The following is a 19,056-nucleotide window of genomic DNA, read 5'->3' as shown; positions in this document are numbered from 1 at the left end:
CAGATAGGGGATGCCCCAGATCACTCCCATCAGGGAGAACAGAAACCAGCCACGTGCAGTCATGCAGCGAGTTTCGGCCGCGTCAGGCCCGGGTGTCTTGAACGCTGTTGCGGTACGCCGCCGGGGTCACCCCGAGCACCCGCCGGAACCAGCGCGTGAGGTGGGCCTGGTCGGCGAAGCCGACGAGCAGGGCCACCTCGGCGGGGCGCATGCCCCTCTCCAGCAGACCGCGGGCCCTCGTCACCCGGTACTGGGCGAGCCAGGCGTACGGCGGTATCCCCATCGTCGTACGGAAAGCACGCAGCAGCTGGTAGCGGGACAGGCCCAGATCGGCGGCCAGGTCGGCGAGGGAGGGCGGGGTGGTGAGTTCGTCGGCGAGGCGGTCGCGTACGACGTGCGCGACGGTGACGGCCCCCGGGATCGTGTCGGCCGTCGGGCGGGCCGTGGAGTGGCGGCGGGCGAGGGCCGTGAGCAGCCACGGAAGGCGGGACTCGGTCTCCAGGGGGTCCGGGCAGGCGCTCAGTTCGGTGTGCGTGGCACGCAGCGCGGCGACCAGTTCGGGGTCGTCGACGACGGGTTCGCGAAAGTGCGGGAGGCCGCCCACGATGCCGTCGGTGAGCAGGGAGGGTTGCGCGTACAGGGCACGGTAGGCGTAGCCGTCGGTGGCGGTGGCGGGTGCGCCGGTGTGCATCTCACCGGGGTCGAGGACGACGATGGTGCCCGGGCCGGTGCGGATATGGCCGCCGCGGTAGTCGATGACCTCGGAGCCGCCGACGCAGACACCGATGGTGAACTCCTCATGTGCGTGCGGGGCGTAGACGTGCTTGTCGAAGCGGGCGGTGAGCAGGTCGAGCGGCGGCCCGCAGCGGCCGAGGCGCGCCCTGGTCCACAGTGCCTGTTCCCGTGTGCTCACCGTGCCCCCCTTCCATGGCTCTAGGGGTGCAACGCCTGGAGGCCGCGTTTCCATGCCGCCTCCAGGTCCGCGTCGTCGGGAAACCGTCCGTGGATCTCCAGGATCACCATGCCGTGCGCGAACGCCCAGGCGGCCCTGGCCCGGTTCAGGTCGCCGCCGCAGGTGCGCAGCAGCGGCAGCGCGGCCCGGTCCTCCAGGCCCTGGGGCAGGGACGCGCGGGGCAGCGGGCGCTCGGTGGCCAGGCAGTACAGGTGGGGATGGGCGAGGGCGTAGGTCCGGTAGGCCTCCGCCAGCGCCGGCAGCGACCCGGGGCTGCGGGTCTCGGCGGCTTCCAGGGCCTCGGCCGACTCGTCGAGCATCTGGGCGATCAGCTCGACCTCGACGGCCTGTTTGTCGGGGAAGTGCTTGTAGAGCGACGGGGCCTTGATGCCGAGGTGGTCGGCGAGGGTGCGCATGGTGAGCGCGGACGGCCCGGACTCCTCGAGGAGGGTCCGGGCCGCCGCGACGATCTCCCGCGCCCGGGGCGACAGATGCGCACCGGCTGTCGGGGTGGGACGGTCAGCCACGCTGGAAGCCCTCCTTCGTCCGCAGTCCGTAGCCGAAGGCGCGATCGTACGAGATATGGGCGAGCCAGCCGCACAGGGCCGCGAAGGCCGGGGCCCAGGTGATGGGCGCGACGGTGTAGAGGGCCATCAGGGCCAGCGGCACGAGGGCCCGGTGCATGGCGTTGTAGTACGGCACCGCGCGCGGCGCCAGCTGTCCCTTCGCCATGTGGGGCGCCTCGTCGAGGGCGACCAGGAAGGTCAGGTCCGGCAGCACGAGGAAGACCAGGGCGAGCGTGCCCGCGAGCCAGCCGTGGTTGACGCCCTCCAGCACCGCGAACGCCGTCCAGAACAAGGCGCCGGCCAGCCAGGCCGTGCGGCGGAGGAGGGTGGCGGTGGTACGAGGTGCCTTCACACTCACGTTGATGTTGGTCGTGCTGGTCATGGCTGCCTCCAGAGGGCATTTCAGCTAATGCCGTTAGCCATGACGATATGGCTAACGGCGTTAGCCGTCAAGCGGACGTACTCACAGCCCCATCCGCTCCAGCGCGTCGAACGCCGCCCCCATCCGCTCCCGGTGATCCCCGACGACCTCCGCGAACGGGTCGCCCGCGAGCTGGCGACGCACCGAGACGACACACACCGAGCGGTACGCGGCGACGGTCACGGCCGCCACCAGTTCCGGCTCGGCGAGCCCGGCCTCGGCGAGCGCTCCGGCGAGCGCCTGCTCCACCTCTTCGGCGCCCTCGCGGGCGCGGGCCCGCAGCGCCGGCGAGTCGGCGACGACGTGCCAGAAGCCCGGGAAACCCTCCCCCACCCCACCCAGCGGATGCCGTGCGTCGATGAACCGGAAGGCGAGGCGGCGCAGCGCCGCGAGCGGGGACTCGCCCGGGGCGCGGTCCCGTACCGCCCCGGCGAAGGCCTTGACGGCCTCCGGGATGCGGTCGAGGAACAGATCCTCCTTGCGCGGGAAGTAGTTGAAGACGGTCATCGCCGAGACCCCGGCCGCCTGCGCGACCTCGGCGACCGTCACCTGGTCGAAGCCGCGCTCCCGGAACATCAGCGTCGCGACGTTCGAGATCCGCTGCCGCGTCTCCCGCTTCTTTCGCTCCCGCAAGGACTCCCCTGGCCTGTTTTCATCCATCACAAGAAAACTATAGCCGCTCGAAATTTTTAGTGACTACAGTGAAGGGGTGACCGAGAACCTGACCGAGAACCTGACCGAGAACCTGACCGAGAACCTGACCGAGGACGTGACTGAGAACGTGACTGAGGACGTGACCGAGAACGTGACCGAGAGCATGACGACGACGGAGCGCACGAACGGCATGGACTACGACGTGGTGGTGGCGGGCGGCGGGCCCGTCGGTCTCTTTCTCGCCTGCGAGCTGCGGCTCGGCGGGGCGAGCGTGCTGGTCGTGGAGCGGCTGGCCGAGGTGGACGAGACCATCAAGGCGGGCGGGATCAACACGGCGGGCGCGGTGGCGCTCTACCGGCGGGGGATGCTGCCCGAGCTCGCGGCGGCCTGGGAGAAGTCCCGGTGGCGGCTGCAGGCCTTTCTCGGGGAGCAGGGTGCCGGTGCGCCCCGGACTCCCCCGAAGTTCGCCGGGCACTTCGCCGGAATCATGATGCGCGGTGACCTGTTCGACGACTCCGACCCGGCGTTCGCCGACATCGGCCCTGCCGACGGCGTCGGCCTCGGTGTTCCGCAGGCCGAGCTGGAGCGGATCCTGGCCACCCGCGCCGAGCGGCTCGGCGTCGAGGTCCGCCGGGGCGTGGAGCTGACCGGCTTCGATGCCGACGACGACGGGGTGGTCGTACACCTCGACGGAGACAAGACAATTCGAACCGGCTGGCTGGTGGGGTGCGACGGCGGGCGGAGTACCGTCCGCAAGCTCGCCGGGTTCGATTTCCCCGGTACCGCTCCGGAGATCACCGGCTATCAGGCGGTCGTCGAGATGAGCGGGGGCGAGCGGCTGGGGACGGGATGGAACACGACGGACGTCGGGACGTACGTCAACGGGCCCTTCCCCGGCCGGATCCTCACCGTCGAGTTCGACGGGCCGCCCGCCGGCCTCCCCCACGCTCGACTTCGCTCGCGCGGGGGGACCTCCATCGCGCACGTCACCGCCGAGGAGCTCCAGGCCTCCCTGCGCCGGGTGTCGGGCGTGCCCGAGGTGACCATCCACCAGGTGCACTCGTCGACCCGGTTCACCGACAACGCCCGGCAGGCGACCGGTTACCGCATGGGCCGGGTGCTGCTCGCGGGGGACGCGGCGCATGTGCACTCGCCGTTCGGCGGGCAGGGGCTCAACCTCGGAATCGGCGACGCCATGAACCTCGGCTGGAAGCTCGCCGCCGTCGTACGCGGCCTCGCCCCCGACTCCCTCCTGGACAGCTACACCACCGAACGGCACCCCATCGGCGCCTGGGTACTGGACTGGACCCGCGCCCAGATCGCAGTGATGCGCCCCGACCGGCACGCCCGCGCCCTGCGCCGGGTGGTCACCGATCTCGCGCTGACGACGTCCGGAACGACGCACCTCGTCAAGCAGATCTCCGGCGTCTGGCAGCACTACGACCTACCCGGCGAGCACCCGCTGACCGGCCAGAGCGCCCCCGACCTGGAACTCGCCGACGGCACCCGCCTCGGCGACCATCTGCACGGCGGCCGCGCCGTTCTCCTCGACCTCGCCGACGATCCCAAGCTGCGCGCCCGCGCCGAGGGGTACGGCGACCGGGTGGGCGTTCTGACCGTGGCCTGCCCCGGGCGGCCGGAGCTGGCCGCTCTCCTCGTACGGCCCGACGGGTTCGTGGCCTGGGCCGCAGGTGAAGGCGACACCGGGGACGGGTTGGAGGAGACCCTGAGCCGCTGGTTCGTCGCCGCTTGACCCCTCATCGTGTGACCCTGCCGCGACGTCAGCGTTTGTACTGAACCCATGCGGATCGGAGAACTCGCCGCGGCCGTCGGCGTCACCACGCGGGCCGTGCGCCACTACCACCACCTCGGGCTGCTGCCCGAACCCGACCGGCTCGCCAATGTCCCCCACTCTCGACTGCGCTCGAGCGGGAGGTGCCCCCATCCGGGACTACGGCCTGCGGCACGCCGTCGTCCTCGCCCGGATCCGGCGGCTGACCGAGCTGGGCCTTGGTCTCGCCGAGGTGCGCGACGTCCTCGCGGACGGTGGGGGTCCCCCCTGCTCGAGCGAAGCCGAGAGCTTGGGGGCCGGCCGCGACCTCGCCGAGGTGCTCGATGAGCTGGACGAGGACCTGGCCCGGCAGGAGGCGGCGATCCACGAGCGCCGGGCCCGGCTGCGCACGCTGCTGGGACAGGGGCTGCCCGCCGAGGGTCCCGTCTCCCCCGAACTGGCCGCGCTGTTCGCCGGTATGGAGGACTTCCTCGACTCCCCCATGGCCGCCAAGGACCGCGAGGTGCTGGCGCTGATCGAGACCGCTGCGGCACCGGAGGAGCGGGAGCGGCTGAGCGCCGCACTGGGCGGCGCGTTCGGGGAACCGGGCGCCGTGGAGCGGGCGCAGGAGGCGTACGCGCTGCTCGACGCGCTCGTGGACGCGAGACCGGACGATCCGCGCGTCGACGGGGCGGCCCGGGCGATCGCCGGCCTTCTGCCGGACGCCCTGATACCCGGGGAGGACATCGACCACGACCACGGCTTCCTGCGGGCGCTCTACGCGGATCTGGCCCCGGCCCAGGCGGAGGCGCTCCGCCGGGCGCTGCGGTTGCTCGCCCGGGGCCGGCGATGAGAACGGCGTACCTCCTGGTGCGGCACGAGATGCGGCTCTTCACGAGCCTCGTGCTGTGGGCGGCGCGCCGGATCCATGGGACGGAGGCCGGACAGGCCTTCGGGTACGCACGGGGACAGGGCGCCGTCATGTCAGGGCTCGCGTTCGTGTGCGTGGTCAAGACGCTCACCATGTCCGTGCTGCTGCGCAACTGGCCGCTGCACCGGGTGATGCTGGTCCTGGACGTCTGCACCGTCCTCTTCGTCGTCTCCCTGTACGCGGCCTTCGTGGTCCGCCCTCATGTCCTGGACGCCGCGGGCCTCCGCATCCGCTGCGCCTGCCACGTCGATCTGTGCATACCGCTGGAGAGGATCGCGGCCGTGCGCCGCGAACTGCGGACCACGCACGAGCGGGCCCGCGGCGAACTCGACCTCCCGGTCGGCTCACAGACCTCCGTCACGCTCGAACTCACCGAGCCCGTCGCCCACTTCACCCTGCTCGGCCGCCGGCGGGCGGTCCGCGTCGTCCGTCTCCACGCCGACGACGCCGGCCGTTTCGTACGAGCGGTCACGCAGGCGCGAACCGCAGCTTCGCCGCTCCCGGATCGGCCCGGGTGAGCCGGACCCTCAGCCGCTCCCCCAGCGGCAGCGGGTCCGGTCCGCCCTCGATCCGGGCGACGACGGCCGGGGACTCCAACTGGACGGTGCCGACGGCGGGTTCGTCCTCGTGCACGTCCACCACACAGCCGTCGAAGGTGTCGCCGACGCGGTCCTCGAGCAGGGCGGCCTCGACGATGTCCACGCTCTCGCGCTCCACCGCGGCCGCCCGGCGGGCGCCCTCGGCCATCTCGTCGGGGAGGGCGTCGAGCGCGCCGAGGACCCAGTCGGGCGGGGCCTCGTGCGCGACGGCCGCGAGGCAGATCTCCGCCGCGTACCGGTCGGCGAGGCGGCGCAGCGGGGCCGTGCAGTGGGCGTAGGGCGCGGCGACGGCGGCGTGCGTGGTGAACTCCGGGAGCTTCCCGTCCCGGAAGACGGTGTAGCCCGCGCCGCTCAGCAGCGTCGTGCACTCCTGGAGGAAGGCCGCGTGGTGTGGGCGGTGCGGGTCGAGGGAGCGGACGAGCGCCGCGTACGAGACGTGGTGCGGCCAGTCGATGCGCAGGGCGTGCGCGGTACGGCGCAGCCTGCCGACAGCGCCGTCCGGTGCAGGCAGCAGGGTGCGCAGGACGCCGGTGCCGTGGGCGAGCATCAGGTCGGCCGCGGCCATGCCGGTCAGGAGCGAGATCTGGGCGTTCCAGCCCTCGGCCGGGAGCGGGGCGCGCCAGGTGAGTTCGTATCTGTGGTCACGCTCGACGACCTCCTGCTCCGGCACGACGAGCGAGATTCCGCCGCGCTCGGCCTCCAGCCGCTCGCGCAGCCGCCCGATCTCCTCGAGCAGCGCCACCGGTTCGTCGGCGGTCTTGTCGTCGATCTGCTTCTGTACGCCCTCGTGGTCGAGCTGGGCCCGGCTGCGTACGAGGGCGCGGCGCACGTCGACGGCGAGGGTACGGCCCTCCGCGTCCAGGCCGATGGTCCACAGCACGGCCGGGCGGGTCTGCCCGGGCAGCAGGCTCGCGGCGCCCTCGCCGATGACCGGCGGATGCAGCGGGACCTTCTCGTCCGGGAAGTACAGGGTGGTCACCCGCCGGTGGGCCTCCGCGTCCAGTGCGCCGGACGGTACGACGAAGGCGGCGACGTCCGCGATGGCGTACCGAACGATGTAGCCGGTGCCCTGCCGGGACAGGTGCATCGCCTGGTCCAGGCCGGTGGCGGCGGGAGGGCCGAGGTTGAAGAACGGGATGTCGGTGGCGTCGTTGAGGGGAAGGGCGGGGTCCCTCGCCGCCCGGTCCGCCTCGGCCAGGACCTGCGGAGGGAAGCTCTCGGGCACGTCCAGTGCGGTGCGCAGCGCGGTGAGGGCGGCCCGGAGGGGGGCTTCGGGGGCGCCGGTCACGCGGATGTGGCGGCGGGGCATACAGCGAGCGTAGGGCGGGGGCGGGGAGGTGGCACGCCGTACGCTGTCGCGGAGCCCTACAGAAGGAGAGAACCCCGTGCTTGTCCTGCTGCCGCCGTCCGAAGGCAAGGCCTCCTCCGGCCGCGGTGCCCCGCTGAAGACGGAGTCGCTGTCCCTGCCGGGGCTGACCGCCGCCCGCGAGGCGGTGCTCGGCGAGCTGGTCGAGCTGTGTGCGGGAGACCCCGACGAGAACGACAAGGCGCGCGAGGTGCTCGGCCTGAGCGAGGGGCTGCGCGGCGAGATCGCCAAGAACGCGCAGCTGAGGACGGCGGGAGCGCGGCCCGCAGGGGAGATCTACACCGGTGTGCTGTACGACGCCCTGGATCTGGCGTCTCTCGACGCGGCCGCGAAGAGGCGCGCCACACGCTCGCTGCTGGTGTTCTCGGGCCTGTGGGGCGCGGTCCGGGTGACGGACCGGATCCCCTCGTACCGCTGCTCGATGGGGGTGAAACTGCCCGGTCTCGGGGCACTGAGCGCCTACTGGCGCACCCCGATGGCCGCCGCCCTCCCCGAGGCGGCCGGCGACGGGCTGGTGCTCGATCTGCGGTCCTCCGCGTACGCGGCCGCCTGGAAGCCGAAGGGCGAGGTCGCGGGGCGGACGGCGACGGTGCGGGTGCTGCACTCGCAGATCGTGGACGGGGTGGAAAAGCGGTCGGTGGTCAGCCACTTCAACAAGGCGACGAAGGGGCGGATCGTCCGCAGTCTGCTGACGGCGGGTGCCGCGCCCAGGAACCCGGCCCAACTGGCGGAGGCGCTGCGGGACCTGGGGTACACGGTGGAGGCCGAGGCACCGGCCAGGGCGGGGAAGGCGTGGGCGCTGGACGTGGTGGTGACGGAGATCCACTGAGCCGTTCGGGGCACCCCTCATCGCCGTTGCAACATATGCAACCATCTTTGCGCACCCTGCTTTCCCCGGGCAGGATGAGGCCGTGACCTCGCCGCCCTCGTCGCCGCCGCCCTCGTCGCCGTACGCGGCGCCCGCCGCCTCCGTCCTCGATCTCGCGCCCGTCGTCCCCGTGGTCGTCGTCGAAGACGCCGCCGACGCCGTACCGCTGGCGCGGGCGCTGGTGGCGGGCGGGCTGCCCGCGATCGAGGTGACGCTGCGCACCCCGGCCGCGCTCGACGCGATCCGGGCGATCGCGGCCCAGGTCGCAGACGCGGTACCCGGGGCGGGCACGGTCATCACGCCCCGGCAGGTGACCGACTGCGTGGCGGCGGGTGCTCGCTTCCTGGTCAGCCCCGGGTGGACGGACGCGCTGCTGACGGCGATGCAGGCCTCGGGGGTGCCGTTCCTGCCGGGGGTGTCGACGACGACGGAGGTCGTGGCACTCCTGGAACGGGGCGTACGGGAGATGAAGTTCTTCCCGGCGCAGGCGGCGGGCGGCACGGCGTACCTGAAGTCGCTGGCCGGACCGCTCCCCCAGGCCCGTTTCTGCCCGACGGGCGGGATCGGCCCGGCGAACGCCCCGGACTATCTGGCCCTGCCCAACGTCGGCTGTGTGGGCGGGACATGGATGGTTCCGGAGGATGCGATCACGGCGAAGGACTGGGCGCGGATCGAGTCGCTGGCGCGGGCCGCGGCGGGACTGCGCCGCCGCCCGCTCAGCGCAGGTGGGACGTGTCGTTGAGGAGGCGGAGGCTGGCGTTGCCGTCCGCGTAGTACGCCACCGCGGTCAGGGAGGCCGCGGACAGCTCCATGCGGAACAGCGACTGCGGGGGCGCGCCGAGGGCGAGGCGGACGAGGGTCTTGATCGGCGTGACGTGCGAGACGAGCAGGACCGTGCGGCCCGCGTACGAGGCGAGGAGCCTGTCCCGCGCGGCGGCGACCCGGTCGGCGACGGCCCCGAAGCTCTCGCCGCCGCCGCTGGGTTCGGCCTCCGGGTCGGCCAGCCAGGCGTTCATGTCGTCCGGGTACCGCTCGCGGACTTCGGCGAACGTGAGGCCCTCCCAGGCGCCGAAGTCGGTCTCGCGCAGCCCTTCCTCCACGCCCACGTCGAGCCCGAGGCGCGCGGCGACGACACCCGCGGTCTCCCGGCAGCGGGCGAGGGGCGAGGAGACGACGGCCTGAATGGTCCCGCGCGCGGCGAGCGCACCGGCGACGAGCTCGGCCTGGCGCCGGCCGATGCCGGAGAGGGCCGGGTCGCTGCCACCGCTGCCGGAGAACCGCTTGAGCGGGGTGAGGGGGGTCTCGCCGTGGCGCAGCAGCACGAACGTGGTGGGGGTGCCGAGGTCGGGCACGGCGGAGGCGACGGTACGGGCGGCCCGCACATCGGCACGGCCCCGCTCCGCGGAAACCGCCCCGGCTCCGCCACCGAAACGCCCCGCCGACTCCACCCCCGCACTGACGGCTCCGCCACCGAAACGCCCCGCCGACTCCACCCCCGCACTGACGGCTCCACCACCGAAACGCCCCGCCGACTCCACCCCCGCACTGACGGCTCCACCACCGAAACGCCCCGCCGACTCCACCCCGGCATACACGGCTTCGCCGCCCGGTCCCTCCGCCGCTCCGCCGCGGGACACAGGAACCCCCGGGACGCGAGAACCACCGGAGTCCCCGTCCCCCGGCTCCGCCGCGACGTCCCCCGGCTCCGCCGCTCCGCGGCGGGCAGAAGAAGGAGCCTCGGCACCCGCCGACGCCGCCCGCTCCCGGGCCGCACCCGCCCTCGCGGCGACCGATGGCCCCGCCGGTTCGAGTTCCGTCACGCCGCGCGTACCCGAATCGCCCGCCGCTCCCGCCGGAGTCACCCCACGCGTGGCGGGCTCCGCGGTGGACCGGGAGGCATCCCACTGCTCGCCCCGCTTGCCCGCGTCCATCGCCTCGTTGGCGAGACGGTCCGCGTGCTTGTTCTGCTCGCGCGGAATCCACTCGTAGGTGACCTGCTCGGCCGGGAAGACGGCGCCGGCCTCCAGAGCCAGCGGCTTCATGGCCGGGTGCTTGATCTTCCAGCGGCCCGACATCTGCTCCACGACCAGCTTGGAGTCCATGCGCACGAACACGCGCGCGGCCGGGTCGAGGTCGTACGCCGCACGCAGCCCGGCCAGCAGTCCCCGGTACTCGGCGACGTTGTTCGTGGCGGTCCCGATGAACTCGGCCCGTTCCACGAGGGTCTCGCCCGTCGCCGCGTCGCGCACCACGGATCCGTAGCCCGCGGGTCCCGGGTTGCCCCGGGAACCGCCGTCGGCCTCGACGATGAACTCCCGCACGCCGTAGGCCTCTTACAGACCGGACTCGGACGTGCGCACCAGGATGCGGCGGCAGTTCTCGCAGCGTACGACCGTGTCGGGCGCGGCCGCGCGGATCTCGTTCAGCTCGGTGATCGCCAGCTCCTGGCGGCAGCCCTGGCAGGTGCGCTGGTACAGCTTGGCCGCACCGATGCCGCCCTGCTGCTCGCGCAGCTTGTCGTACAGCTTCAGCAGGTCCGCGGGCACCGACCCGGCGATGACCTCGCGCTCCTTGGTCACCGACGCGGCCTCGCCGTCGATCTCCTCGCAGGCCGCGCCCCGGCGCGCGGTCGCGTCGTCGATCTTCGACTGCACGGAGGCGACCCGCTCGGTCAGCTCGCCGACCCGCTCCTGCGCGGCCTCGCGGCGCTCCATCACCTCCAGGACGACGTCCTCCAGGTCCCCCTGCCGCTTGGCGAGCGAGGCGATCTCGTGCTGGAGGTTCTCCAGGTCCTTCGGTGAGGTGATCGCGCCGGAGTCGAGGCGCTGCTGGTCGCGGGCGGCGCGCTGGCGCACCTGGTCCACGTCCTGCTCGGCCTTGGTCTGCTCGCGGGCGCAGTCGCTCTCCTCGGTCTGCGCGGCCACCAGCAGGTCGCGCAGCTGTGTGAGGTCCTTGGTCAGCGACTCGATCTCGGCGTGCTCCGGCAGGGACCTCCGCTTGTGCGCGAGCTGCTGCAGGCGTACGTCGAGGGCCTGGACGTCGAGGAGTCGGATCTGGTCGGCGGGCGCGGCGTTCAGTTGGGGGCTCCCGTTGCGCTAGTGGTGGCGGTGGACGCCGCGTGGGCGGTCCAGGGGTCGGTGACCGTCTTGGAGACGTGGACGCGCAGGTCCCATCCGTGCCGGTCGGAGATCTCGTCGAGCTGGGCGGCGGCCAGCTCGCACCAGGGCCATTCGGTGGCCCAGTGCGCCGCGTCGAGCAGCGCGAGAGGACTGTGGGCGCGATCCGCAGTGAACTCTGACGCCGGGTGGTGGCGCAGGTCCGCGGTGAGGAAGGCATCGACGCCGGCCGCGCGGACGTCGTCGAAGAGGCTGTCGCCGGAGCCACCGCTGACGGCGACCGTGCGGACGACCGCATCGAGGTCACCGGCGACGCGGATGCCCTGCGCGGTGGCGGGCAGCCGCTCGGCGGCGAGGGCGGCGAACTCGAGGACGGTCAGCGGGTGGTCCAGCTCGCAGACGCGGCCCAGGCCCCGGCGGCCCTCCGGGTCGGCCGGGTCCGGCACGAGGGGGCGCACGACCCGGAGGTCGAGTGCGCCGGCGAGGGCGTCGCTGACGCCGGGGTCGGCGCGGTCGGCGTTGGTGTGGGCGACGTGCAGCGCGATGTCGTTCTTGATGAGGGTGTGCACGACCCGGCCCTTGAAGGTGGAGGCCGCCACCGTCGTCGTACCGCGCAGATAGAGCGGGTGGTGGGTGACCAGCAGGTCGGCGCCCAGCTTCACCGCCTCGTCAACGATCTCCTGCACGGGGTCGACGGCGAACAGGACCCGGGAGACCTCCTGGTCGGGGTCGCCCACGACCGTGCCGACCGCGTCCCAGGACTCGGCCCGCTCGGCGGGCCACAGGGTCTCCAGCGCGGCGATGACTTCAGACAGACGGGGCACGGGGAAAAGGCTACCTGCCCCAGGTCCGTGCACCGTCGTTCACGGGTCATTCGACCAGGCGGGGGACGGGCGGGCGGCGCCCGGGAGGCGACGGGCGACTCACTCGGGAGGGTGTGACGGTTGCGTACGGAGGGGCCGTGCGCCCCCTTGTGCAGCACATCCGCCCCCGTTTCCTCAAGCGAACCGCGGGACGAACACCCTTATGTGTGAAGCGGCCCTCCGCCGAAGTCACGCCTGCGCGTACGAAAACTAGCTTCGTCGCCGGAGGTGACCGAACGATGACTGTCTGTGCCTTCACGGCCGTCGCGGCGGACGGGAACGAGTGGGTGGCCCGGCCCGGATGTGTGATCACCGCGGACGGGTCCTACGCGGCGCGCCTCGCCGTCGACGGCGAGTCCTGGTACCCGGAGCGCTGGACCCTGGACGGCCCCGAACCGTACGCCGTGCCGCTGCCCGGCAACCAGCCGGAGGAACCCGGCACCGAAGTCCAGCCGTTGACCGACGGGCGGGTTCTGATCCACCGCGTCATGGACGGGCGGCACACGTTCTCGCTGCTGTACCCGGCCGGACCGGGGACCGGGGAGCTGCCGCTGGGCGCGGTGGACTGCCCCGACACGGAGTGCCGGCTGTGGCTGCTGCCGCCCGCGCCGACGGGGGACCGTGCGTTCGCGCTCGCGGTGGACCGGGGGTCGACGGTGGTGTGGCTGGTGGCGGGCGGAGCGTTCGGCCCCGAGCGCGTGGCGGAGGTGCCGGGCCGTTGCTCGGGCGGGGTGTGGCTGGACCGTACGGGACGGATGCTGGCCCTGGACCGCACACGGGACGGCGGTCCCACGAAGACGGTGGTGGTGGATCTGCAGCGGGGCGGGGAGGTGTCGCCGCTGCTGCATCTCGCGGACGGGAGCAATGACCGTTTGCTGCTCGCGGATCCGGACAGCGGGCTGCTCCTTGTCCGCTCGGACGCGCCGTCGCCAGGTCGTGACCGGCTGGGGTGGGGGGTGCTGGGCAGCATGCTGCCGGTGCGCTTTCCGGAGTGCCTGTGCCTGGACTGCCCGGTGACTCCGTTCGCGATCCAGCCGGAGCAGGCGCTGATGCCGGAGAGCTGCGCGGTGGCGCTGCGGATCGACGGGGCGGCGGGCAGCTGGGTCGGGGTGTGGCGCCCGGCGGACCGCCGGATCCACCATCTCGCCGCGCCCGAGGGGTGGTTGGCGGGGGCCGGGACGTGGACGCGGGAAGGCGTGCTGCGACTGCCGTATGCGACGGGCGCGGTGCGGTGCGGGGTGGCGCGGGTGGAGTTGCCCCGGGGAACGGTTGCCCCGTCGGCGAAGGCGCCCGGCGCAACGGTCCCGGTCCCGGTCCCGGTCCCGGTCCCGGTCCCGACGGAACGGTCGGCAGGGCACACGGTCCAGGCCCCGGAGTCCACGGAGCAGGGGGCGACTCGACCGGTGCCGTTGCAGGAGGCGCCGCTGCGACAACGTACGACGCCCCGGTCCAACGGAGTCTCCCTGCGCCGCCCGCTCGCTCAGCCTCGCCCCGAGCCCGGCACGCCGCGGCGCCCGGAAGAAACCGGGACGGCGGACAGGGTGGCACCCCTGACCCCCGACACGGCTGTCACTGTCGCCCGTTAGACTCGCCCGGCTGTACGAAGGATCATGTTGACGGGGTGAACACTTCCGATGAGCGACATCAGCACGACACTGACTCTGCGCGACGAGGCCCAGGAGATCCCGGGTCACGGCAAGCACCGCGGCCAGGTCTCCGCCGAGGACTCCGAGGCGGCGGCGCACGGACGGCACCGCAAGCCGTCCGAGCAGCCCGAGCAGACCGGCACGGCGGCCTGAACACCACCAGGTCCGGCGAGCTGACGGTGCACCGATCACCGTAAAGCCCATCACCGTGAAGCCGACCGGTTGTCGCACCACACGGCCCCGCCCGTCCCACGACGGGCGGGGCCGTTCTGTGCGGGGCGCCCCCGGCAGGACGAGTTGCGCATCCTGCTGCGGCACGGTCCGCACATCTGGGGGCGGTTCCGTCCTGTGCCGGGACGCGCACTCCCGGCCCTTCTCCTCCGCAGCTCGCCCGTCCGACCCTGGCCACGGACCGCGACTGCTCAACGATCCGCCGATGCCCCCGCGTGCCTGAGTCCCAGCACCTCCGCCGCCGCGAACGTCTCGCCCTTCGGCCGCCCGGCGTAGTGCGGGGTGAGCAGCGCGTCGAGTTCGTCGTATGTGAAGGCGTCCTGCTTGGTGTCGAACCTGGCCTGGACGCGGGGCCGTTCGACGATCGCGACCAGTCCGCCGTGGACGACGAAAAGCTGCCCGTTGACCTGTGCTGCGGCGGGTGAGGCCAGGTAGCCGACGAGCGGGGCGACATGCTCGGGGGCGAGCGGGTCGAGCCCCTCGTCCGGCCGTTCGAAGCCGGCGAAGACGTCTGCCGTCATCCGGGTCCGGGCGCGCGGACAGATCGCATTCGCCGTCACCCCGTACTTGGCGAGGGCGAGGGCCGTGGACGTCGTGAGACCGACGATTCCACCCTTGGCCGCCGCGTAGTTGGGCTGCCCGGCCGAACCCGCCAGAAAGGCCTCCGACGACGTGTTCACGATCCGCCCGTACACCAGGCCGCCCGCCCGTCTCCCACCACCGCCCTTCCAAGGAAGCGCTTCGCGCCCTTCTTGTTTCTCCTTGGCGCGTGCCCGCCAGTGCGCGGCGGCGAAGTGGGTCATGTTGAAGTGGCCCTTGAGGTGGACCCGGATCACCGAGTCCCACTCGTCCTCGGACATCGAGAAGACCATACGGTCACGCAGGATGCCCGCGTTGTTGACCAGGACGTCCAGCTTCCCGAACTCGGCGACCGCCAGCTCGACCAGCTCGCGGGCCCCTGCGAAGTCGGCGACGTCCCCGGCGTGGGCGACGGCCCGGCCGCCTGCCGCGCGGATCTCGGCGGCGACGTCCTCGGCGGGCCCGGTGGACGCCTCGCCCGATCCGTCCCGGCCCGGCTGCCCGTAGTCGTTGACGACGACGGCCGCGCCGAGCCGGGCGAGCTCCAGCGCCTCGGCCCGGCCCAGGCCCCGGCCCGCGCCGGTGACGACCGCGGAAAGCCCCTCCAATGGCAGCGACATCACGGTCCTTTCGAAGGACATACGAAGGTGCGAAGGAAGGCGGTTCAGATCTCGATGCACGTACGCAGGGCCGTACCCGTCCGCATCTGGTCCAGCGCCTCGTTGATCTCGGCGAGCGGCACCCGATGGGTGATCAGCCCCGCCAGGTCGATGCGCCCGGCCCGCCAGAGCGCGATGGTCCGCTCGTAGGAGCGCAGGACGTCCCCGCCGCCGTACATGGACGGCAGGATCCGCTTCTCGTCGAAGAACAGCTCGAACATGTTGAGCTGCAGGAAGTCGTCCATGGCGCCCGCGCCGACCACGACGAGCGTGCCGCCGCGCCGGGTGTTCTCGTACGCAGTCCGGGCCGTGGCCGACCTGCCGACGACCTCGAAGACGTAGTCGAAGCCCTCGCCGCCGGTGACCTGCTGTTTGGCATCGGGCAGTTCGTCGGGCGAGACGGCCTTCGTGGCGCCGAACCTGAGGGCGGACTCGCGGCGCGTCAGGACCGGGTCGACGGCGACGATCTCGGCCGCGCCCTTGAGCCGTGCGCCCTGGATCGCCGAGATGCCGACGCCGCCGCAGCCGATGACGGCGACGGACGAACCGGCTTCCACATCCGCGGTGTTGAGGGCGGCACCGAGCCCGGTCGTGACCCCGCAGCCGATCAGGGCGGCGATGTCGAAGGGCACGTCGTCGGGGATCGGCACCGCGCAGCCCGCGTCGACGACGACCTCCTCGGCAAAGGTACCGGTGCCCGCGAAGCCGAAGACGTCACCGCCGGTGCGCCGGAAGTTGGGGGTGCCCGCGTTCATGAACCCGGCCAGGCACAGCTCGGTCTGGCCGCGCTTGCAGGCGGGACAAGCGCCGCAGGCCGGCAGCCAGCACACCACCACCCGGTCACCGGGCTTCAAGTGACCCACGTCCTCGCCGACTTCGAGGATCTCGCCCGCGCCCTCGTGGCCGGGTACGAACGGAGCGGGCTGCGGCAGTACGCCGCTCATGGCGGACAGGTCCGAGTGGCACAGCCCGGCGGCGCGCACCCGGATCCTGACCCTGCCGGGGCCGAAGCCCGTCGCCTCGATGTCGTCGAGGACCTCCAGCTTGTCCTGGCCGATCTCGTGCAGTACGGCTGCGCGCATGGTGCGGCTCCCCTCAGTGATACGGGACTCAGGAGTGTTCGACGATGGTGTCGGTGAGGACCGGCGCGTCGCCACGCTCGACGGCCCTCACCGCGACCCGCACCCGGTCTGCCTCACGCCACATGCGGATGCGCAGGGTCTCGCCGGGGTACACGACTCCGGCGAAGCGCGTGGTGTAGGAGCGGACGCGGGTCACGTCGCCGCCGAGCAGTGAGTCGACGACCGCCTTGAGGGTCATGCCGTAGGTGCACAGCCCGTGCAGGATGGGCCGCTCGAACCCGGCGAGCTTGGCGAACTCGGGGTCGGCGTGCAGGGGGTTGTAGTCGCCGGAGAGGCGGTAGAGGAGGGCCTGGTCCTCGCGGATCGGACGCTCGACGACCTTGTCGGGGTCGCCGGCGGGCGGTTCGAGTCTGGTGGCGGGGCCTCGGTCGCCGCCCCAGCCGCCCTCCCCCCGTACGAAGATCTGCGCGTCGTTGGTCCACAGGGGGCCGTCGGCGTCGGCGACCTCGGTGCGCAGGACCAGGATGGCGGCCTTGCCCTTGTCGTAGACGGCGGCGAGCCGGTTGGTGGCCGTCGCCGTGCCCTCGACCGGGATGGGGCGGTGGATCGCCAGCGTCTGCCCGCCGTGCAGGACCTTGGCGAGCTCGACCTCCACGCCGGGCATCGACAGTCCGCTGATCACACCGGGCACGCCGGCGCCCGCGACCGTGGCGAAGCTCGGCAGCACGTGCAGCCGGGACTCCAAGGTGTAGCGCAGCTCGTCGGGGTCGGTCGCCGGGACGCCTGCGCCGATACCGAGGTGATAGAGCTGGACGTCCCTGGCGGTCCAACTGATGTCGCCGGTCCGTGGCTCGGCCGCGAGGGCCTTGGCTGCGTCGATGGGCATGGGGCTCCTGAGAGGTCAGAGACCTCGATGCGGCCGTCCGCACCGTCGGCCGCACCGAGGTCGTCACGGGCCGACCTAGAACGCGTTCCAGTCCGGCGCCCTCTGTATAGCCCAGCCCTGCCCAGTTGTGAAGGCTCCTGACGCCGTGTCAGGTCAGCTCGGCCCCGTGACATTTGTCCTGCCGGAATCCGTACAAGCGCATCTGCCGGGCGGGCGCCCCGGCTCCGTAGCGTCGTGGCCATGATGAAGACGACTGGGACACCACCTGCCGTGTCCTTCACGGGGGCAGTCAAGGCCTACGGCGCCGTACGCGCCGTCGACGGCGTCGACCTGGAGATCGCGCGCGGCGAGACGGTCGCGCTCCTGGGCCGCAACGGCGCCGGGAAGTCCACGACGATCTCGCTGCTGCTCGGCCTGAACGAGCCCGACACGGGCACGGTGGAGCTCTTCGGCGCGCCCCCGGAGCGGGCCGTGCGCGCCGGGCAGGTGGGCGCCATGCTGCAGGAGGCGCGGGCGGTTCCCCGGGTCACCGTGCGCGAGCTGGTCTCCTTCGTGGCCGGCCGCTACCCGGCCCCGATGCCCGTCGCACAGGCTCTGGAGCTGGCCGGGATCGCCGATCTGGCCGGGCGGCGCGTGGACCGGCTCTCGGGCGGCCAGACACAGCGGGTGCGGTTTGCGGTCGCGCTCGCCGGGAATCCCGCACTGATCGTGCTGGACGAGCCGACGGCCGCCCTGGACGTGGAGGCGCGGCACACCTTCTGGGACTCGATGCGGGCGTACGCACGCCGTGGTCACACCGTCCTGTTCTCCACGCACTACCTGGAGGAGGCGGACGCGTACGCCGACCGGATTCTCGTCATCGACCGCGGCCGGATCATCGCGGACGGCACGGGCGAGCAGCTGAGGCGGGCGGCAACCTGGTCTCCTTCGACCTGGCCGGCCGCGGCACGGAAGGCCTGGACCTGCTGCCCGGTGTGCGAACGCTGGAGGTGCGCGGGGACCGGGCGGTGCTCCGTACGGACGACTCCGACGCGACGGTGATCGCCCTCGCCGGACTCGGCGCGATACGCGGCCTGGAGGTCGCCCCGGCGTCGCTGGACGACGCCTTCCTCGCCCTGACGACTCGTGAGACGGAGACGGTGTGATGCTGGACTACCTGCGGCTCGAGGTGCGCCGTACCCTGCGCGACGCGGGCTTTGTGATCGGCGGGATCGCGATGCCGGTGATGATGTACCTGCTGTTCACCAACATCGGTGAGAACGACGGCAGTTGGAAGACCGCGTCCATGGTGGGCATGGCCGCGTACGGCGCGGTCGGCTCGGCGTTGAACACCGGCGGCGGGGTGGCGGAGGACCGGGCGATCGGCTGGCTGCGGCAGCTGAGGGTGACCCCGATGACCCCGCGGCAGGTCGTCGCCGGACGGGCGCTGACCGGTTCGGTGACGGTGCTGCCCGCGATCGTCGCGGTGCTCGCGGCGGGCGCCCTGGTCAACGGCGTACGGCTGGCGGCCTGGCAGTGGGCGGCGATCGCACTGCTGCTGTGGCTCGGCTCGATCCCCTTCACCCTGCTCGGCCTGGGCAACGGCTACCGGCTCACCGCTCAGACCACGGGTATCGCGAACATGACGTGCAACCTCGGGCTTGCGGTCCTCGGCGGCCTGTGGTTCCCCATCTCCCTCTTCCCCGGCTGGCTGCGCTCGCTGTCCGCGTACACCCCGACCCACCGCTTCGCCGAGCTCGGCACGTCCATCGCCGACGGACACGCCCCGGCGCCCGGTGCCATCCTCGTGCTGACGGCATGGCTGCTGGCATTCGGTTCCTACGCTGTGCTGTCCTACCGGCGGAGCGCCGCGAACATCTGATCGGG

The 19,056-nt window shown here is 72.5% G+C and carries 18 protein-coding genes and 2 pseudogenes; 9 read left to right on the top strand and 11 right to left on the bottom strand.

The genetic code is table 11. The annotated features are described in order from the left end of the window. Positions 1-82 precede the first annotated feature (82 nt). From ABT186_RS20405 to ABT186_RS20390, 4 genes are all read right to left on the bottom strand, one after another. Complete coding sequence (locus tag ABT186_RS20405; RefSeq protein ID WP_351224959.1) at positions 83-913, bottom strand: helix-turn-helix transcriptional regulator; 831 nt, start codon at positions 911-913, stop codon at positions 83-85. A 20-nt stretch (positions 914-933) separates the two neighbouring features. Further along, positions 934-1,443, bottom strand: a complete 510-nt coding sequence (locus ABT186_RS20400) for a TetR/AcrR family transcriptional regulator (RefSeq protein WP_351926196.1) — start codon at positions 1,441-1,443, stop codon at positions 934-936. A gap of 28 nt (positions 1,444-1,471) precedes the next feature. Then, positions 1,472-1,900, bottom strand: coding sequence for a DUF4260 family protein (locus ABT186_RS20395; RefSeq protein ID WP_351926153.1), 429 nt, complete (start codon positions 1,898-1,900; stop codon positions 1,472-1,474). Between the two features lie 81 nt (positions 1,901-1,981). Beyond that, positions 1,982-2,599 carry a TetR/AcrR family transcriptional regulator gene (locus ABT186_RS20390; RefSeq protein WP_351926151.1) on the bottom strand — a complete coding sequence of 206 codons (618 nt, stop codon included), beginning with the start codon at positions 2,597-2,599 and terminating at the stop codon, positions 1,982-1,984. A gap of 184 nt (positions 2,600-2,783) precedes the next feature. Here ABT186_RS20390 and ABT186_RS20385 point away from each other — a divergent pair, with 184 nt between their 5' ends. From ABT186_RS20385 to ABT186_RS20375, 3 genes and pseudogenes are all read left to right on the top strand, one after another. Next, positions 2,784-4,346, top strand: a complete 1,563-nt coding sequence (locus ABT186_RS20385; RefSeq protein WP_351926194.1) for an FAD-dependent monooxygenase — start codon at positions 2,784-2,786, stop codon at positions 4,344-4,346. A gap of 48 nt (positions 4,347-4,394) precedes the next feature. After that, positions 4,395-5,217: pseudogene (locus ABT186_RS20380) on the top strand (MerR family transcriptional regulator). Then, positions 5,214-5,813, top strand: a complete 600-nt coding sequence (locus ABT186_RS20375; RefSeq protein WP_351926149.1) for a hypothetical protein — start codon at positions 5,214-5,216, stop codon at positions 5,811-5,813. Before ABT186_RS20380 ends, ABT186_RS20375 begins: the two are co-directional and overlap by 4 nt. On the opposite strand, the gene ABT186_RS20370 is transcribed toward ABT186_RS20375, so the two are convergent. Next, positions 5,764-7,203 carry an RNB domain-containing ribonuclease gene (locus ABT186_RS20370; RefSeq protein WP_351926148.1) on the bottom strand — a complete coding sequence of 480 codons (1,440 nt, stop codon included), beginning with the start codon at positions 7,201-7,203 and terminating at the stop codon, positions 5,764-5,766. The two genes, ABT186_RS20375 and ABT186_RS20370, sit on opposite strands and share 50 nt — an antisense overlap. Positions 7,204-7,279: 76 nt before the next feature. Between ABT186_RS20370 and yaaA the strand changes: the two genes are divergently transcribed. Then, entirely contained in the window at positions 7,280-8,089 is an 810-nt protein-coding gene (gene yaaA / locus ABT186_RS20365; protein ID WP_351926146.1) for a peroxide stress protein YaaA, read from the top strand. 82 nt (positions 8,090-8,171) lie between these two features. Further along, entirely contained in the window at positions 8,172-8,870 is a 699-nt protein-coding gene (gene eda / locus ABT186_RS20360; RefSeq protein ID WP_351926144.1) for a bifunctional 4-hydroxy-2-oxoglutarate aldolase/2-dehydro-3-deoxy-phosphogluconate aldolase, read from the top strand. Here the strand turns inward: eda and ABT186_RS20355 are convergent. From ABT186_RS20355 to ABT186_RS20345, 3 genes are read right to left on the bottom strand one after another with little or no spacing between them, the layout of a single operon-like run. Then, entirely contained in the window at positions 8,845-10,449 is a 1,605-nt protein-coding gene (locus ABT186_RS20355; protein WP_351926142.1) for a bifunctional RNase H/acid phosphatase, read from the bottom strand. The two genes, eda and ABT186_RS20355, sit on opposite strands and share 26 nt — an antisense overlap. Before the next feature lie 12 nt (positions 10,450-10,461). Then, positions 10,462-11,205, bottom strand: coding sequence for a zinc ribbon domain-containing protein (locus tag ABT186_RS20350; protein ID WP_351228046.1), 744 nt, complete (start codon positions 11,203-11,205; stop codon positions 10,462-10,464). Beyond that, positions 11,202-12,068, bottom strand: coding sequence for a Nif3-like dinuclear metal center hexameric protein (locus ABT186_RS20345; RefSeq protein ID WP_351926140.1), 867 nt, complete (start codon positions 12,066-12,068; stop codon positions 11,202-11,204). The genes ABT186_RS20350 and ABT186_RS20345 overlap by 4 nt, the downstream gene beginning before the upstream one ends. A gap of 278 nt (positions 12,069-12,346) precedes the next feature. On the opposite strand from ABT186_RS20345, the gene ABT186_RS20340 reads away from it, so the two are divergent. Beyond that, entirely contained in the window at positions 12,347-13,693 is a 1,347-nt protein-coding gene (locus tag ABT186_RS20340) for a hypothetical protein (RefSeq protein WP_351926138.1), read from the top strand. Positions 13,694-13,741: 48 nt separating this feature from the next. Further along, positions 13,742-13,906, top strand: a complete 165-nt coding sequence (locus ABT186_RS20335) for a hypothetical protein (protein WP_351227984.1) — start codon at positions 13,742-13,744, stop codon at positions 13,904-13,906. A 269-nt stretch (positions 13,907-14,175) separates the two neighbouring features. Here ABT186_RS20335 and ABT186_RS20330 read toward each other — a convergent pair whose 3' ends face one another. From ABT186_RS20330 to chsH3, 3 genes are read right to left on the bottom strand one after another with little or no spacing between them, the layout of a single operon-like run. After that, positions 14,176-15,183: a 3-oxoacyl-ACP reductase gene (locus ABT186_RS20330; RefSeq protein ID WP_351926136.1), complete on the bottom strand. Its 1,008-nt coding sequence runs from the start codon at positions 15,181-15,183 to the stop codon at positions 14,176-14,178. 44 nt (positions 15,184-15,227) lie between these two features. Further along, the gene (locus ABT186_RS20325; protein ID WP_351227988.1) at positions 15,228-16,304 is read right to left on the bottom strand and encodes a Zn-dependent alcohol dehydrogenase; all 1,077 of its coding nucleotides are present in this window, start codon (positions 16,302-16,304) and stop codon (positions 15,228-15,230) included. A 28-nt stretch (positions 16,305-16,332) separates the two neighbouring features. Next, positions 16,333-17,190: an enoyl-CoA hydratase ChsH3 gene (gene chsH3, locus ABT186_RS20320; protein WP_351926134.1), complete on the bottom strand. Its 858-nt coding sequence runs from the start codon at positions 17,188-17,190 to the stop codon at positions 16,333-16,335. 240 nt (positions 17,191-17,430) lie between these two features. On the opposite strand from chsH3, the pseudogene ABT186_RS20315 reads away from it, so the two are divergent. Both ABT186_RS20315 and ABT186_RS20310 read left to right on the top strand, forming a co-directional pair. Then, a pseudogene (locus ABT186_RS20315) lies at positions 17,431-18,335 on the top strand (ABC transporter ATP-binding protein). Further along, positions 18,335-19,051: an ABC transporter permease gene (locus ABT186_RS20310; RefSeq protein WP_351227994.1), complete on the top strand. Its 717-nt coding sequence runs from the start codon at positions 18,335-18,337 to the stop codon at positions 19,049-19,051. Before ABT186_RS20315 ends, ABT186_RS20310 begins: the two are co-directional and overlap by 1 nt. Positions 19,052-19,056 lie beyond the last annotated feature (5 nt).

Origin of the sequence: Streptomyces sp. NPDC001634, from assembly GCF_040298185.1 — a bacterium.
Lineage (GTDB): Bacteria > Actinomycetota > Actinomycetes > Streptomycetales > Streptomycetaceae > Streptomyces.
The sequence above is the reverse complement of the archived record's forward strand: the minus strand, read 5'-3'. Positions and strand labels throughout refer to the sequence as shown.

Coding starts and splice junctions, on each gene's coding strand:
- ABT186_RS20395 (WP_351926153.1), bottom strand. CDS start 1,900: ATGACCAGCACGACCAACATCAACGTGAGTGTGAAGGCACCTCGTACC.
- ABT186_RS20390 (WP_351926151.1), bottom strand. CDS start 2,599: ATGGATGAAAACAGGCCAGGGGAGTCCTTGCGGGAGCGAAAGAAGCGG.
- ABT186_RS20385 (WP_351926194.1), top strand. CDS start 2,784: ATGGACTACGACGTGGTGGTGGCGGGCGGCGGGCCCGTCGGTCTCTTT.
- ABT186_RS20375 (WP_351926149.1), top strand. CDS start 5,214: ATGAGAACGGCGTACCTCCTGGTGCGGCACGAGATGCGGCTCTTCACG.
- ABT186_RS20370 (WP_351926148.1), bottom strand. CDS start 7,203: ATGCCCCGCCGCCACATCCGCGTGACCGGCGCCCCCGAAGCCCCCCTC.
- ABT186_RS20340 (WP_351926138.1), top strand. CDS start 12,347: ATGACTGTCTGTGCCTTCACGGCCGTCGCGGCGGACGGGAACGAGTGG.
- ABT186_RS20335 (WP_351227984.1), top strand. CDS start 13,742: ATGAGCGACATCAGCACGACACTGACTCTGCGCGACGAGGCCCAGGAG.
- ABT186_RS20330 (WP_351926136.1), bottom strand. CDS start 15,183: ATGTCGCTGCCATTGGAGGGGCTTTCCGCGGTCGTCACCGGCGCGGGC.
- ABT186_RS20325 (WP_351227988.1), bottom strand. CDS start 16,304: ATGCGCGCAGCCGTACTGCACGAGATCGGCCAGGACAAGCTGGAGGTC.
- chsH3 (WP_351926134.1), bottom strand. CDS start 17,190: ATGCCCATCGACGCAGCCAAGGCCCTCGCGGCCGAGCCACGGACCGGC.
- ABT186_RS20310 (WP_351227994.1), top strand. CDS start 18,335: ATGCTGGACTACCTGCGGCTCGAGGTGCGCCGTACCCTGCGCGACGCG.